The sequence below is a fragment of the Dyadobacter psychrotolerans genome (assembly GCF_004349265.1).
GTDB lineage: Bacteria > Bacteroidota > Bacteroidia > Cytophagales > Spirosomataceae > Dyadobacter > Dyadobacter psychrotolerans.
In genome coordinates, this window is the sequence record NZ_SMFL01000003.1 from 895,463 (window position 1) to 910,902 (window position 15,440).

Here is a 15,440-nt window from a genome sequence, read left to right on the forward strand (position 1 = left end):
TATAATTTACTCAACAAATTTGTATAGTTTTCAGTACAAAAACAAGCATTTAATCAACCTTCATGCTTACGCTTACTAATCAAACTAAGTAAAACATAACCCAAAATACCAGACAACACAGACCCGCAGAGAATTGAAAACTTTGCCTCAGATAAGATCAGGAACTGCCCTGGGAAAGAAAGAAGCGCTATAAAAACAGACATGGTGAAACCGATGCCTCCAAGCATACCCACACCAACGATCTGACTCCATCCGGCTTTATCAGGTTTTGCGCAGATGCCGCTTTTCACAGCCAGCCAGGATAACAGGGAGATACCTAAGGGTTTTCCAACCACGAGACCGAGGATAATTCCTAATCCCAGCGTGGTGGTTAATCCTCCGATCATTTCGGATTCAAACTTAATGTTGGTGTTAGCCAGTGCAAACAGTGGCATAATGACAAAATTGACCGGATTCACAAGAACATGTTCCAGTTTTTCAAGCGGTGATTCTTTTGCATCCGGCGTTGTGGGAATGGCCAGCGCGGTCAGCACACCGGCGATTGTTGCATGTACTCCGGAATGATGTATAAAATACCAGATAAAGAGACCCGGGATCAGGTAGGCAGCCAGATTTTTAACGCCTGCTTTATTTAACAAAAGCAAAAACAGAAAAATCCCGCCGGCATAAAGCAGATAGGTATAATGCAGGTCAGAGGAATAAAAAACAGCGATAACTAAAATCGCCATCAAGTCGTCAACAATGGCTAATGCCGCCAGAAATATTTTGAGGGACGCCGGTACTTTTTTCCCAAGCATGGTTACAATTGCAATAGCAAAAGCGATGTCGGTTGCCATCGGAATTCCCCATCCTCCGGCTGTTTCCGTGTCTTTATTAAGCAGGTAATAAATAGTGGCAGGAGCAATTACACCACCCAATGCAGCAAATACGGGAAGCGACGCTTTTTTAAAGGAAGACAATTCACCTTCAATCAGTTCACGTTTAATTTCCAGCCCAACCATCAGAAAAAAGACCGCCATCAAACCATCATTAATCCAAAGTAAAAGAGGGTATCGCAAATGCACGCTCTCTGTTTCGAATCCGAGCGGTGTTAAAAGCAAACTTTCAAAGTGACTTCCAAACGAAGAGTTTGCAATAAACATGGAAATGATCACACAGGCGATCAGGATTATCCCGCCAAGCGAGCCCGATTTCAGAAATTCCGCGAAGGACCTCAGATTTATATTTTTTGACATGATGTAAAAATAGGAAAAATGAAGTTATAAGCTCCGGATAATCGGGCAGATCCATTTTAACCAAATATTATAGACTACAAGTAATAGAAACACAAAATATTGAACTATTCCAATAATACAGTTTTATAAAAAACACTTCAATTCCAATCCATTTAAACTATAAGACCCAACTAAACCATCCTTAAATAGCTCATCATCAATAGCCACCACTCATACCTGTAATGGTTCGTTCGATCAAATAATGTAAGAATACTGTGATGAGTCGAGTTAGCTTTGTATCAACAAAATAAGACAAAGACAAGAATCAAAAATAATATAGCTATGAAAAACACGATCACAACATTCATCTGCGCAATGGCGCTTAGTACTACTTTTGCATTTGCCAATACAGAAGATAAAGCAACAGTAAATTCAACATCTGCTTTACCAGCTTATGTTACGGCAACAGAAACTCCTGCACCGCAAAAGGTAAAACCTGCTGCTGAATACAACAAATATACGCCTGCTCAGAAAGCATCCCTGGTTGGACTTAAATTGACAAAGGTTTCGAAATAAATATAAGGGTTAAGTTGGGATTAAAAAGAGGAACAGATGATTCCTCTTTTTTTATGTTATTCGACATTGGCAACTTTGCGCGGAATCGTAAAAATCTCCTTTTGACGGCCGTCGATAAACCGGAATCCGTTTTTATCGTAGTATCCGTCTTCTTCCAGCATAATCCGGATTGTTTTGTTCCATTCTTCAATTTTTACCGAAACATTCAGTTCAATTGAATAGGCCGTGTTTTCAAACAACGGATAATCGCCTGTTCCTTTTACTGTTTTCTGATTATCCCACATACCAATTGCAGGCCCGGCAGCATGACCGTGCGAACCAATCGGGTGAGAATAAATAGAACCGGCAATCCCCTCTCCTTCCGCCTGTTTCAAAGCTTCCGATAACATTTCATTTCCTGTTTTACCAGAAATAAATTTTGCCGTCAGAATATCCTGTAAACGATTCCCCTGAGAAAACGCTTTTTTTAGATTGCCCGGAATATCCTTTTCACCAGGTTTTAATATATAAGCATGCTGCTGCTGATCAGTGTTCAGACGGAGATAGGTTATTCCAAAATCAACATGAATTAAATCGCCGGGAAGTATTGGCTGGTCTCCAGGCCTTTTGGCAAAAGTCCGCAGGTGATCAAACTTTTTATCATCTGCACGCTGAACATCGACAGTCGGATGAAACCAGGTATCCAAGCCAAGGTCCGTGACACGCTGTCTGAGAAACCAAACCACGTCGTCCGTAGTTGTAACGCCGGGCTGTATTACTTTTTCTGAAAAAGCTTCTTCGATAATCTGGTGTGAAATCCGGCAGATCAGCGGATAAATTGCCATTTCTTTTTCCGTACGCGTTTCCAGCCAGCCGATAGAAAGGCGTTCGGCGGATACTACTTTGGAATGAAATTCTTTTGGAAGTTTGTTTAAAAATTCTTCATGCTCCGTAAAAGTCAGACCGTCTGCATGAGCATAGGTCGGCGAATAATTAAGCCCGATCTTCTTTGGATTTTTTGCTTTAATCACCTTCATGAGTGCGTCCCATTGATCAGGATTCGAGCTCAGGTCCCACTCACCGGTAAGTAAGGTCCCCACGTCGTAACGTGCAATCGCCAGTTTATCCAATGGTTTGCCTTCGCCCGGATCAAAAAATACCATGATCGTTCTGCGACGTGCTGAAATCCAGGTACTGGGCAGCATCGTTTTCATAACGGGATCTTCGTTATATTCTCTGGAAATAATCACCCACATATCAATCCCTTCCCGGCGCATTAGTTGGGGAAGAAGATTTTCAAACCGGTCTTCCAGAATATTATCAATTACAGCAGCCCGTTCACGTTCCGGAAGAATGATTGGAATGGATTGTGAAAAGGATTTTGAAAAACAAAAAAGGAATGAAAACAGAAATAAATAAAGTATTTTTTGGAGCATAACGTTAGAAGATTACCTGAAACAAGAACATTAGTAAGATAAGAAATTATCTTAATTGGTCAGGCAACCAATTCGCACCTTTTCTATTTACTTCTTCGGGTTGAAATAATTAAATTACCTTCAGTTCCGGGTCATAAAAACTCTTCCACATCTCCACAGTTTCTTCAATTGTTTCCGGAGGCTCGGCCAGGTATGCCTGAATTTTAACCAGGTTCTCTGATTGGGAACCGTGCTCTGCATACTTCACCAGGTTAACCAGCAATTCGTCAATTTCAGAATTATCATTTTGCCAGTTTTTGCTGTATTTGGTAAACCAGCTTTCATTTAAAAATACAAAACCATCGTAGCGATAGGTGTCTGAAAATCCATACGCATCAATTACAACAGGCTCCGTTGGCCATTCCTGATCAAGATCCTTGTCGCTGAACCGCTCCCGGCCATCACCGAGTAAGGCGATAAATCTGTATGTTTTTACCATTATATATTTCTAATTTTAGATTCAAAATGTCACCGTTCGCAGCATTTTTCTAAATTATCATGCCATAAAAAACCTACGCTGAAACAGAAAATCTTTCCATTTTGTTAAGATTAATAAATTGTAAAATATGATCAGAATCTCGTCTTTACCCCTCATCGAAAACCCCGGTCTGTTCCATGCTTCCAGACTGATTTTACTGGTAGATGTATTAAATGTTGGTGATGCACCGCGGTCCATGCGGGAATATATCAAGTCCAGTCATGGCGGTTTTGTTTATGAAAAACAGACGTACATGCCTATCACCCTTACCGGACAACCTGAAAGTTTGATTGCCAACGCAGAGAAGGGGATTTTGTTTAAATTCGATAAAGGCTTTCAGAACCTGTACACACTTGACGCGAATCTGGATGCGGCAATCTGGCACAAAAAGCTATATGATATGACAGCCTATACCAATGATTCGTCGATTGCATTTGAAAAGGAAGTCGATTTTATTATTGAAAGATATCTTTCCGGTTACAGGGAATATGTTCAGCCGGAAAATACCTTACTGAAAATTCCCGCTGCACTTCCAATGATCGGAACAAAGGCGATGAAAGGATTACGGCCCGTTCGTAAAATCTAGTATTATGGATGTCTTTTATTCTCCCTACCTGAATTTTCTCCGTCAGACAGTAGAGCACCTTCCTGCTGTTACCGAAAAGTTATGCTTCGAAACGCCGGCATTTTATGTGAATGATAAGTTATTTGCAAGAATAAGAGAAGACGGAGAAACGCTGGTGATTAACACTGAAGAAAGAGATAAATGGATTGAGGAAGATCCGGACACATTTTACATCACCGACCATTACCTGAAATCAAAATACATGCTCATTAGCCTTAGCTCTGTAAAACAGGTAACTTTGAAAGAGCTGCTTACCCGGGCATGGAAAAACCGGGCGCCCAAAAAGCTCCTTAAACTGTTTGAAGAAAATAATGAGTAGCCGCTCCACAACCACAAAAGCAGCAGATGTCGAAATTTTATAGTGTTGCCCGGATGAAGTGTCCGCGCTGCCATAAGGGCAACCTGTTTGTAAAACGCAATCCTTACAGTTTGAAAGGTTCGCTGGACATGCCTGACCGCTGCCCCGTTTGCGGCCAGGATTTTAAAATTGAGCCTGGTTTTTACATCGGTGCATTGTGGACAAGTTTCCCGATTGTGATTTTCATCATGACACTGCTCTCTATTTTGTTACTTGTTTATGTAAAAATGGAGATGAATCTTTTCTTCGTTGTCATCACGCTGATCCTGTTTTCTCTGCAACCCATTATTATCCGTTTGGCCCGGGCAATTTGGATTAATATTTTTGTGAATTATGAAGATTCGTCCGGCATATAATCAAGCGGAAGCATATCTCCCACTTTTTCCCATCCCCAGTAACCTTCAAAAACAATCCCCAACGGCTCAGAAAAACTACCGGATTTTTCCGCAAAAACTTCTTTGTCTCTGAGGAAAATCACAGAGGTCTGAAAAGTTGGCTTGCGATTTTCCATTGAGGCCGTTACATAGCTCAATTCTTCCTTTTCTCTTGCATAAACCACCTGAAAATAACCCTCAAAGGCCATTCTCACTTCTTCACCATTAATTTGAATATAGTCTGTATAAGGAACCCGGCTTGTATCCAGTGATTCCACGATTTTGGGTAAACTAGCTTTTGATAAAACAATACTTATCGGATCATTAGCATCAAGCCGGACCGTGTTGCCCCTTGCGCGAAGCTGCTTCCTTGCATCTTCAAGTTGCTCTTCGGCAGGTCTGTTTGGATTGGGTTTCCTGATAAGTCGCCTTAAATTAAAACCTTCTTCTTCTAACTTTTTCTCTCTTAGTGCCCGGGCAAAATGCATGGCAGATCCGTTAAAAGCGATTCTGCGATTTTTGGCCCAACGCTTTTCCTTTGTTTTGCTGCCTTTGTGCAGATCAAATTTCGGGTAACCCAGGTAAGAAACATATCTTGCCCGGAAGTCATAAACAAACTCAATCAGTAAATAACTGACTTTATATCCCAGCTCCGGATTTTCGATCACCAACAGATCCCTGGCGGTCACCGTCAGTTTATTTGCCTTTTCATCATAAACAATGATCAGCGTCTCGGGATTAACCAGCTTACATTTTTTGGAAACATCACTTTGACCCAGAAAATTATTTTTAAATATTTCGAGATTGTGATACCAGCTTTCATCCCTTTTAGCCTTTACAGAAACCGTATTCAGTTCCTTTTCCGTTTGTATCAATTTGAATAAGACCGGGCTCAGCGCTTTGGTATTCTCACCAGGAATTTCCAGAGGATAGATAAGCGGACCGTAGCCAACCATCGTGACAGCAACATCATATTTCCCCGGATTCAATATTATTACAAAACTTCCTTTTTCGTCCGTCAATGTGCCAACAGTGGTATTGGTTATAAAGATGGTTACAAATTCCAGCGGTTTGCCAGTCTCCTCGTCCACAACCCTACCCCGAAACTCTCTCTTTTGTGACATTGCAAGGTTTCCTGCAAACAGCAAAATGATAAAAAAAATAACCCCGCCAAATCTTTTCATAAACTTAAAAGGCATTCTGCACCCGATTTTTATAACCGCAAGTTTACAACTAAATTTTTAGTTATTTAAATTTTAGTTGTAGAATTCGGTCTGAATGCGGAGCAGGCTGAATGGATTTTGCAGGACCCAATCACTTCCTCCTTACCTCACTCCGCCGCATGGGCATGGCGTCGATCTGGCCGAAAAGAGTTACAGCGGTAACGAGCATAACAGAGCGGTATTTTTCGCCGCCGTCTCTTCCGATGAGAATAAAGGTAAAAGCAGAATCTTTGTCTATCTTATTTTTTGCCCAAACCGAAGCTGTCTGCGCAGAATAGGGAAACGAACTAATTTCAATATCTCTTTCTGCCAGACCACCTTTCTGCTTTTGCAGATCAGCTATCTGCCTATCGTACAAGACTTTACCATCTTCTTTATAAAACAAAAGAACCTTTCTTGGTTGGTCTACAGACATGAATAGGAATAGAAGAATGAGCAGTTTCATGATTTTAAAGTATAAGTTTTAAACTGAATATCAGGAAGGAATTGCTGCCGTTCAGCCTGCTGGCGCATTCAGACCGGGTGTAAAGCATCTTCCGGCTTGTAATTCATAACATTGGTAGCCATTCCTTCAAACACAAAAAAGTGAAACGGCAACACAGCATACCAGTATAATCTTCCCAGCAGACCTTTTGGACGAAAAGTAGCCGTTTGCTGAAGATATTGTTTACCTTCTTTTTCAACGATCCGGAATTCAAGCCAGGCCTCTCCCGGAAGCACCATTTCAGCATAAAGCAGCAGCCGTTTATTGGGTTTATCAGCCGCAAGTACCCGCCAGAAATCAACCGTATCGCCGGTAAAAATGGTATGTGTATTCGTCCTCCCGCGCCTGAGACCAACTCCGCCGACAAGTTTATCCATAAAACCGCGGAGCCGCCATAGCCAGTCGCCATAATACCAGCCGCGCGTTCCGCCGATAGACCATATATTTTCCAAAACCTGATCCGTGCTAACCGTAATTTCTTTTAATCTTTTATCCGTAAAACAGCCATCCTTCGGAATCCTGATGTGCTCAACCATGTAACTGCTGGCGTAACTGGAAACAAAAGAATCCTTCCAACTGGAAACCACATTGTTTTGTTCGATCTTTTGAAAGGCAAGCGATACCGCTTCTTTGTAGGAAATCGGTTTGATACCGAGCATTTTTTCCAGATCGTTATTTTCCGGCACCACTTCCACCTTCATGCTGTGAACAAGGTTGGAAGCCAGTTTAAAAGAGGTGGAAGTTACAAAATAAAGCCAGTAGGAAGACAGTTTCGGCGTCATCACCGGTACGGTAAAAATGTATCGTTTCAGTCCGCGTATTTCAGCAAACTGCATGAGCATTTCTTTGTAGGTCAAAATCTCCGGACCCCCTACGTCATAGGAATGGTTAAAAGTTTCTTCCTTCATCAAAACTCCTGAAAGATATTCCAGCACATTCCGGATGGCAATCGGCTGACTTTTGGTGTTGAGCCATTTTGGCGTGATCATGATCGGCAGCTTTTCTACCAGATCGCGTATGATTTCAAAAGATGCACTGCCGGAACCCACAATGATGCCGGCCTTTACCACCGTTAGCGGAACCTGACTTTTACCAAGCACTTCCTCCACCTGTTTGCGGGAAGCGAGATGTTTGGAAAGCGCTTTGTCATTAGTGATACCGCTGAGATATATAATTTGTTTTGCCTGAGTCTGTTGTACCAGACCAATAAAATTCGAGGCAGAAGTTTCCTCCATTTCCTTAAAATCCCCGGTCACCGAACTCATCGAATGTATGAGATAATAAGCTGCGTCAATATCCCTAACCGCAGCCACAACCGGTACTTCTTTGAGAAAATCAGCTTCGAAAACCGAGACGCCCGGCTGTCCGTACACACCCGATGTCGGGAAACGGTTTTTGTCTCTCACACAGCACACCACTTCATGCCCGGCTTCAATCAACACGGGAAGCAGCCTTTTGCCGATGTATCCGGTGGCACCTGTAAGAAGGATTTTCATTTATTGGGATGATTGATGGTGAGTCCGATGGAAAATTAGCGTGTCGCAACAAACGCTAAACAACCATACCACCATACGTTAATCCCGAACAGGAAATTTTGATAAATTCTGTGTGCTCTGCGCGTCACTCCTAAACTCTGCGTGAAAAACAACTATAACACCGCCTTCCCAATCGCTTTACCCCAGTATTTACCTAAAATCGCTGTCCCTTCTTCGTTGGGATGCAGGTAGAATGTTCCCTGCTGGCCTTTTTCAGGTTTGAAGTATTTGAGATGGTGTTTTTTGAAATATTTAAACGCTTTTGTATCACCTTTAAAAACCCTTCCCGGCTCGGATGTTTTGTATGAATCGATCATGGCGTCGATCTCCGGAATATAACTTTCCAGTCTTTCCAGCCCCTCGGCGAGGTATTTGGAGCTGTTGTAAGTATTTGTACTGTACCAGATCGGATGATGGACCACCACCTTGCTTCCCGGATATTTGTGCAGAACTTCCGAGATAATCGTTTCCATATTTTTCCGGTAGTTTCCCCTGGAAACCGGCGCACCATTGGGACCTTGTATGGCGCTGTCGTTTGTACCCAGTTTCATAGAAAAAATTAACTGACGATCTTTTTTCAAAAAAAGACTGTCCGCTGCTTCCGTCACTTTCACAAAGTATTTTCCTGCCAACGATCCTGCATTCCCCGGAAGCCAGTCCAAAGTAGTAGACCCGCTTCTTCCCAGGTTAGCAAACAGCACATCCGCATTTTTCTCCTCTTTAAGATAATTCACTGCATGCACCGGCGGCGCAAAACCATTCGTACCGCCCTTGCCCTGGGTAATGCTGTTACCGATGAAGACGATGGCAAGGTTGGTTTTATTCTGTGCTTGTGCAATCGTGACAGAAGCCAGTAAAAAGGCTAGAATGATAGTTGTAATTTTCATTGGCGTGCAGATTGTGAAAATGGCGTTTGAAATTTCATGATAGTGAAAGGATTACAGAAGCGTATTATCCTTGTTGCGGAGAATAAATATGTACTTTAAGGTAGAAGAACAGTAGAAGAGTTATTGGTATGGTTGGTTTGGTGATTAGTGTGGTTAACATTATGTTTTTTAAATATCGCATAAATTCGAAAAACAAGTGCAACTCTATAACTTAAACCTCCCCCAAAGCCAACCCAATATGCGCCAGATGGTGCTGCGTGTGCCAGACGGAGATTGCCAGGGCTTGTTTTTGGGAGAACCAGATTTGACGGGCGGGATGGAAATAGCGGATCGTGAGTTGTTCTTCTGTGAGGGTTCGGGCCAGGAATGCATAGCGATGGTGCACGCCTTCGAACATCTGTAGGGCAACGGTGATGGGTGCGGACAGTGAATCTGCCGTGGCCGCCCAGGCGTTCATGTCGATTACGGTCATGTCTTTGTAATCCGGTTCGGTCAGCGCTTTTTTCATCCGGAAGTAATGCAAAAACTGGATGTCGGCTACGTGGTGAACCAGCTGCCGGATTGTCCAGCTAGCCTCCCGGTAGGTTTTGGAAAGGTCGGCTTCGGTGAGGTTCTCGGTTAACCGCCGGTAATCAGCAGGTATGGTTTCAATGATATCTATCAGGGTTTCCAGCTCTTCGCTGGTATAGTCGTCCTGAATTACAAAAGGGCCTAATGGAAATCTGCTGTCTGTCATAGAGCTATTTTTGCCACGAATAGTATTTTTTTGCCACGGATGCACGAATGTGCACGAATCCATTTTTAGAATAACTAACATTCGTGTCCATCAGTGAAATTAGTGGCTTTATAATTCATTTTCTTTGCCACGGATGCACGAATCATTTTTTAAAAACTAATATTCGTGTCCATCAGTGAAATTGGTGGCTTTATAATTCATTTTCGTTGCCACGGATGCACGAATGTTCACGAATCCATTTTTAGAATAACTAACATCCGTGTCCATCAGTGAAATTAGTGGCAACATAATTTTTAATATTAATGGCTCGTGATCATTTGATAATCAGTAACATATAAAGCATCACATAGGAACTAAAAACCCATCCCCGGAACCATTTCTGGTTAACGTGCTGTTAGTCACTATACCTTAGGGAGAGTAAATTCTTCCGCTTCCGGGCAACTTATTTGTTTTGGTCACGTTTTTCCCGAAACAGGTTAACCGGAATCCTCAGATTCATGAACCGTAACAGATTATCCAATTAAACGATTCGTAATGACAAAGGCTCAGGTTGTGTTAGCAGCGGTAGTAGTAGTGCTTAGTGCTTCATTTTGTTTCCGGGATTTTAATCCGCTTTACAATTCAACATCTGCTCAGACAGATACTTTACTTACAAAATCCGATTCCATTATAACAAAACCAGAATGGGTAACCTTGTACGATTCACTGCATTTGCGTGAAGAAGGACTATCCGAAGCGGCTTTTCGCTGTGCCTGGTTTGGTTTCCAGAAGATGAAACTCAGTAATCCTGTGATGGCTATCGTTGATTTCAGCCAGTCGTCACGGAATAAACGATTGTATGTAATTGATGTAATTCGGAAGAAGGTTCTGATGCATACTTATGTTGCCCATGGGCGGAATTCAGGCGAAGAATTTGCCAAAAAGTTTTCAAACACCAACTCTTCTTTTCAATCCAGCCTTGGTTTTTACCGCACGCTGGGTACATACATTGGCAAACACGGACTTTCGCTTAAACTTGAAGGTGTGGAAAAAGGAATTAATGACCGGGCTTTTGAACGTGCTATCGTCATGCACGGTGCCGATTATGTAAGCGAGTCATTTATCAAAAATACCGGCAGACTTGGCCGTAGCCAGGGCTGCCCCGCAGTATCCATCGCCGACAGCAAGAAGCTCATCAACATGTTATACAACGGGGCAGGACTTTTTATCTATTCAATGGATCAGAAGTATTTCAAATCTTCACCTTTACTGGCCGGTTTGACACCAGAAGAAGAAACTCAGACTTCGCCTCTTCTGTATACATCAGCAAAATAAAGCAAATCACCTTTTTCATTACAATCCGCTCCCAGGTAAAACAGGAAGACAGGGATACGTCTTTTTAGCTTATGCCATTTCGGCGGCGTAGAAACGGTATCGGGTTCTGTCAGGAAATCGCTGCTCAGCAACTCGGTACCGGCCATAAAGTTGGCCAGATCTGTCGGGCGCTGTACGCGTACACAACCATGACTTCGCCACCGGCTGTTGCTATTGAACAGGTAACGGGCATTGGTATCATGCAGATAGATTGCCAAAGGATTTTTGATTTCCACCTTCAATAAGCCCAGTGAGTTATCTTCACCTGTTTCCTGACGAAAACGGTATGGAAAATTTTCAGATGACAGTTCGTCCCAGTTTAAATCCTCAGGATTTACAGCTTCGCCTTTTTTATCAATTACTTCAATTCTGTTATTAGCTAGATATTCCGGATTAGCTTTTGCTTTGGGCAGTAGTTCTTTGATAGCGATGCTCTTGGGCACATTCCAGTAAGGATGTGTTACGATGCTGGTTGCATAAGTGTCAATAGTGGGAGTTTGCGTATCGCTTTTACCTACTACAGTACGCATTGTCATCACATCTTTCCCGGTTGAATCCATGCCGGTTAGGTACGCACCACGGATATTTACCATCACCATTCTAGGCGCGCCTTGTGACTGACGGTGCATCCAACGATAGGCATTCAATGTTTGTGCAACGATTGTAGCGCTATCCTTTTTATTTTCCTTTAATAAACGGGCGTAATGAATTTTAAGATTCTGATACACCGGATATGGTGGTTCCAGTCTCGACATCGCCTTTTCAACGGATTGTCCCTTCACCAATTCCTCAGCGGCAGCGCGAAGAATGATGGTATCAGCTTTCATTTTCTTTTCGGTATATCTTAAGGATGGCTTATGTCCGTAAGCCATTTCTTCCAGCAAGGCAAAAACCGGTGCTTCATCCTCTTTTCCAGAAAACTTAGCCGAATCAATTCCTGATAATTTGGTGTATTCCAGAATCTTATTGTATGTCTTGCCGGTGATCGCTTTGGATAACTCCTCGTGTGTCATCGTTTTAGGATCCTTTTTACAGGATTGTGCCAAAGCAAGCATGAACAATATTAAGAGAGGAATATATCGGGATCTGCCCAGGCCGGATAACATTTGCATTTTGTAATAATTTTAATACTATCTGTTTACTTAAAAATCCTGTGCTAAGTATGACAAATCTGATTAAACAGCGGTAAAATCCTATATCAATACAATAAATCCATAATGTGCAGCCTAGGTCAAATATAAGTTGTGGAATTATGGGAACAAGATTTACGGAAGTGTATGATTATTCCTCTATACCCTGTTATCCCTGTCTCAGTAAAACTTCAGGATGGAACCGCGTTCCAATTAACTTCCGATTTATATAGATAGTTCTATATGAGGCCGCTCGAAACTGCTTCTTACACTATAAAATCATTCATGCCTGGCGCTTCTCGAAATGCGAATTCAACTTCTGACTATATACGTTTTGAGAGGATAAATAGTGTAAAAAAATAGTCATTCTTCAATCAACCAGAATACATTTGCGCAAAAGACTGCTTAACATTGCTGCGGTCCCGTCTGCTAGCTCGTGGCAGATAGGTATCCTGCAAAAAGTTATAATATCAACAATGCAAGTTTCGTACGACTGAAGCCAAGGTCGCAATCAGAGTTTTAAGGTAATTAAAAATGATCGAAAACTAACGAACGCTTAAACGCAACAGCCGGCAGAATCGAAATTCTGTCAGCTGTTATTCAAAACTCCAAAAGACCAGTTAAGCCTTAATTCTCATCCTCAGCTCCACGGCGTTGGAAACACCAAGTTTGGAATAGATCTTGGATTTCATCGTACTTACGGTTGATGATTTCAAACCCAGCTTATGCGCTATATCGGATGTTTTTTCTCCATCGCTAATATGACTGGCAATTTCTGATTCACGCGTTGACAGCTTTTTATGAACCCTGGAAGCAGGTTTGTCCATAATCAAATGCTCAATAATGTTTTCCTGAATTTTCCGGCATACATAGTTTTTGCCCAACATGACCGTTTTAATACAGGTTAGCAACTCATCCTCTCCGTCCGTTTTGGATAAATATCCGTTTGCCGAACTTCGAATGTATTTAACAGCAGCAGCATAGTCAGCCTGGATGTCATAAATGATCACAGGGACCTTTTTATAAAGTGTTTTAATTTTTTTTGTCAGATAAAAGCCGTTTGCTTTACCTGCTCCGTTTATTCCCAAAATCACCAGATCAGGCTGAAAACGTTCAAGTTTTTCACCATAATCTGCGGAATGCTCCGTTTCCATCAGGTCCAGCTCAGAAAAGTTTTTCTCCAGCAGCCCTCTTAATCCGAAACGAAAAACAAAATAATCTTCAATAACAGCAATTTTTAGCATGATAAATGTAAAAGTTCTTGGTGGTGACCAGCGATTTAGCCGGTAGTCTGTTGATGTAATCTAAAATCGATTCAGCGTATTGTATAAAATCATACTTGTCTGATCGTTGCATTCTTCTCCGCAGTCCTCCCGGTGATAATCCCGGCTTTTATTCAGGAGGTAATCTTCCATGAAGCAATAGGATTATCAAATTATAAAACGTTGATAATCCTTTATATAATATATTGTAAGTTTTTTTTAATGTTTAAATGCGAAAGAAATCAGCACATCGAATCCAAAAGATATCTGGCAAAGGGGCGCATTTAGAAAATATTGGAATCCGAAATAGAATTTGGTCCGCAATGATATTAGGCGCATTCCTACAAAGAGTGTAGGCAGATTTTTTCATTCAAACCGATTATATCCTGTTCATATGATTTTATAGCTGATTTTAAAAAACAACTGATGTTTCTTTTTAAGAATTAGAGTACCTTAGTAGGGCTTTTGGATTAAAGCTTATCTTCATCAGGCAGACTTGCCACAATACAAGGAAACCCAATATTTAAAGGATCACGCACGCTAACTTAATTCAATTACACACTTTATTGTTAATTGTTTTTATCCGTTGCATTTATCCTAGTCCTCCACAATCAAACGTTATGAAACAGTCCAATATTTTTACCTACATCGAGCTCAGCAAGATGATTGAAAGCCTGTCTCTTCTGAGTAACTCTACCAAGATCAAAGAACGCCTTAAAGCTCAGGGAGCTTATTTCAACATTATTGATTCAAAGTATTTTTCCGAGCAGCTTTCCCGCGAATGGGAAGAACTTGTAAGCCAGATTAAAAAACAGGGTTCCAAGATCAACGAAGAAGGCATAGTGGTGATGAATGCGGTTAATAATACCATCAACAACATGTCAGAAGACGAATGTGATCACTTCATCAGCCGTCTTTATGCGCTTCACAAGAAGGTTAAAAGTGAGTTTGTTTAAGCGGATTACCGCAGATTAGCTTCGGCTGGTCATGGCTTTTAGCAGTTCGTCAAGAAAAGAAATCTGCGCAGCCATGATCATCCGTTTCGCCGTTTCCAGGTCAAACCATGCAGCTTTATCAATTTCGGGAAACGATTTTGTCTTGCCGGATTTAGGAGGCCATTCCATTTCAAAGGTATTACTTACAATGACGGAAGCATCCATGTTTCCTTCTATCGCCCAGCAGTAAACCTTTTTACCTGCTTTTTGTACAATAGGTGCCAAAGGAAGGAATTCCCCTGAAAGTTTCAGTCCGGTTTCTTCTTCAAACTCCCGGATTGCTGCCTGCAATGGCAGCTCCGGTTCTCCAAATTCACCTTTGGGTACAGTCCACCAGCCAGCATCCTTTCTTGCAAAAAAAGGACCTCCCGGATGAACCAGAAAAACCTCGGCTTCCGATCCTCTATTTCGAAATAATAAAATACCCGCACTTTGTTTCATTTTACGTTACGGTATCAACGTATCCGGCCTACCAACTACATATTTGTTAGTTGCTGAACTTTGTTAAAGTTTTGCGGATATAGGTCGGTAATGTTTTTATGATTGATTGTGGAGATGTTTAGCAGGGTGTTTTTTAGCCAATTGTAGGGATTGATATTATGTTTTTTGCAGATCGCGAAGAAAGAGTATATCATGGCAGCTCGCTGTGCAGCATCATGTGATCCGGCAAAAAGATAATTTTTCCGACCTAGGGCCAAGCCACGTAAGGAATTTTCAATTTGATTATTGTCGATCAGCAGATTCCCATCATGTAAA

The 15,440-nt window shown here is 41.8% G+C and carries 18 protein-coding genes; 6 read left to right on the forward strand and 12 right to left on the reverse strand.

The window, feature by feature from the left end:
• Positions 1–53: 53 nt before the first annotated feature.
• Complete coding sequence (gene nhaA, locus E0F88_RS11600) at positions 54–1,235, reverse strand: Na+/H+ antiporter NhaA (RefSeq protein WP_131958388.1); 1,182 nt, start codon at positions 1,233–1,235, stop codon at positions 54–56.
• 321 nt (positions 1,236–1,556) lie between these two features.
• Between nhaA and E0F88_RS11605 the strand changes: the two genes are divergently transcribed.
• Complete coding sequence (locus E0F88_RS11605; protein WP_131958389.1) at positions 1,557–1,790, forward strand: hypothetical protein; 234 nt, start codon at positions 1,557–1,559, stop codon at positions 1,788–1,790.
• A gap of 56 nt (positions 1,791–1,846) precedes the next feature.
• Here E0F88_RS11605 and E0F88_RS11610 read toward each other — a convergent pair whose 3' ends face one another.
• Together E0F88_RS11610 and E0F88_RS11615 are read right to left on the reverse strand one after the other, a co-directional pair.
• A complete protein-coding gene (locus E0F88_RS11610; RefSeq protein ID WP_131958390.1) occupies positions 1,847–3,205 on the reverse strand; it encodes a M24 family metallopeptidase in 1,359 nt (452 codons plus the stop codon).
• A gap of 109 nt (positions 3,206–3,314) precedes the next feature.
• The gene (locus tag E0F88_RS11615; RefSeq protein ID WP_131958391.1) at positions 3,315–3,683 is read right to left on the reverse strand and encodes a hypothetical protein; all 369 of its coding nucleotides are present in this window, start codon (positions 3,681–3,683) and stop codon (positions 3,315–3,317) included.
• 127 nt (positions 3,684–3,810) lie between these two features.
• Between E0F88_RS11615 and E0F88_RS11620 the strand changes: the two genes are divergently transcribed.
• From E0F88_RS11620 to E0F88_RS11630, 3 genes are read left to right on the forward strand one after another with little or no spacing between them, the layout of a single operon-like run.
• Entirely contained in the window at positions 3,811–4,308 is a 498-nt protein-coding gene (locus E0F88_RS11620) for a hypothetical protein (protein WP_131958392.1), read from the forward strand.
• A gap of 4 nt (positions 4,309–4,312) precedes the next feature.
• Positions 4,313–4,666, forward strand: a complete 354-nt coding sequence (locus E0F88_RS11625; RefSeq protein ID WP_131958393.1) for an MmcQ/YjbR family DNA-binding protein — start codon at positions 4,313–4,315, stop codon at positions 4,664–4,666.
• Positions 4,667–4,692: 26 nt separating this feature from the next.
• Positions 4,693–5,061 carry a DUF983 domain-containing protein gene (locus tag E0F88_RS11630; protein WP_131958394.1) on the forward strand — a complete coding sequence of 123 codons (369 nt, stop codon included), beginning with the start codon at positions 4,693–4,695 and terminating at the stop codon, positions 5,059–5,061.
• Here the strand turns inward: E0F88_RS11630 and E0F88_RS11635 are convergent.
• The 5 genes from E0F88_RS11635 to E0F88_RS11655 all read right to left on the reverse strand — a co-directional run bounded on the left by E0F88_RS11635 (position 5,037) and on the right by E0F88_RS11655 (position 9,944).
• Positions 5,037–6,278, reverse strand: a complete 1,242-nt coding sequence (locus E0F88_RS11635) for a carboxypeptidase-like regulatory domain-containing protein (protein WP_131958395.1) — start codon at positions 6,276–6,278, stop codon at positions 5,037–5,039. The two genes, E0F88_RS11630 and E0F88_RS11635, sit on opposite strands and share 25 nt — an antisense overlap.
• Positions 6,279–6,393: 115 nt before the next feature.
• Positions 6,394–6,747 (reverse strand): DUF4174 domain-containing protein, encoded by a 354-nt coding sequence (locus E0F88_RS11640; protein WP_131958396.1) that lies wholly within the window; start codon positions 6,745–6,747, stop codon positions 6,394–6,396.
• A 68-nt stretch (positions 6,748–6,815) separates the two neighbouring features.
• Positions 6,816–8,282 carry an SDR family oxidoreductase gene (locus E0F88_RS11645; RefSeq protein WP_131958397.1) on the reverse strand — a complete coding sequence of 489 codons (1,467 nt, stop codon included), beginning with the start codon at positions 8,280–8,282 and terminating at the stop codon, positions 6,816–6,818.
• Between the two features lie 152 nt (positions 8,283–8,434).
• A complete protein-coding gene (locus E0F88_RS11650; RefSeq protein WP_131958398.1) occupies positions 8,435–9,208 on the reverse strand; it encodes a GDSL-type esterase/lipase family protein in 774 nt (257 codons plus the stop codon).
• A 211-nt stretch (positions 9,209–9,419) separates the two neighbouring features.
• Positions 9,420–9,944, reverse strand: a complete 525-nt coding sequence (locus E0F88_RS11655; protein WP_131958399.1) for a YfiT family bacillithiol transferase — start codon at positions 9,942–9,944, stop codon at positions 9,420–9,422.
• 534 nt (positions 9,945–10,478) lie between these two features.
• On the opposite strand from E0F88_RS11655, the gene E0F88_RS11660 reads away from it, so the two are divergent.
• Complete coding sequence (locus E0F88_RS11660) at positions 10,479–11,258, forward strand: murein L,D-transpeptidase catalytic domain family protein (protein WP_131958400.1); 780 nt, start codon at positions 10,479–10,481, stop codon at positions 11,256–11,258.
• Here E0F88_RS11660 and E0F88_RS11665 read toward each other — a convergent pair.
• Together E0F88_RS11665 and E0F88_RS11670 are read right to left on the reverse strand one after the other, a co-directional pair.
• Positions 11,222–12,409, reverse strand: coding sequence for a L,D-transpeptidase family protein (locus tag E0F88_RS11665; protein ID WP_131958401.1), 1,188 nt, complete (start codon positions 12,407–12,409; stop codon positions 11,222–11,224). The genes E0F88_RS11660 and E0F88_RS11665 overlap by 37 nt on opposite strands.
• A 638-nt stretch (positions 12,410–13,047) precedes the next feature.
• Complete coding sequence (locus E0F88_RS11670) at positions 13,048–13,671, reverse strand: response regulator (RefSeq protein WP_131958402.1); 624 nt, start codon at positions 13,669–13,671, stop codon at positions 13,048–13,050.
• 638 nt (positions 13,672–14,309) lie between these two features.
• Between E0F88_RS11670 and E0F88_RS11675 the strand changes: the two genes are divergently transcribed.
• A complete protein-coding gene (locus tag E0F88_RS11675; RefSeq protein ID WP_131958403.1) occupies positions 14,310–14,645 on the forward strand; it encodes a hypothetical protein in 336 nt (111 codons plus the stop codon).
• A 15-nt stretch (positions 14,646–14,660) separates the two neighbouring features.
• Here the strand turns inward: E0F88_RS11675 and E0F88_RS11680 are convergent, their stop codons facing one another.
• Together E0F88_RS11680 and E0F88_RS11685 are read right to left on the reverse strand one after the other, a co-directional pair.
• A complete protein-coding gene (locus E0F88_RS11680) occupies positions 14,661–15,125 on the reverse strand; it encodes an NUDIX hydrolase (protein ID WP_131958404.1) in 465 nt (154 codons plus the stop codon).
• 35 nt (positions 15,126–15,160) lie between these two features.
• Positions 15,161–15,440, reverse strand: a 280-nt coding sequence (locus E0F88_RS11685; RefSeq protein ID WP_165940039.1) for an IS66 family transposase, incomplete at its 5' end; no start/stop codon positions are given.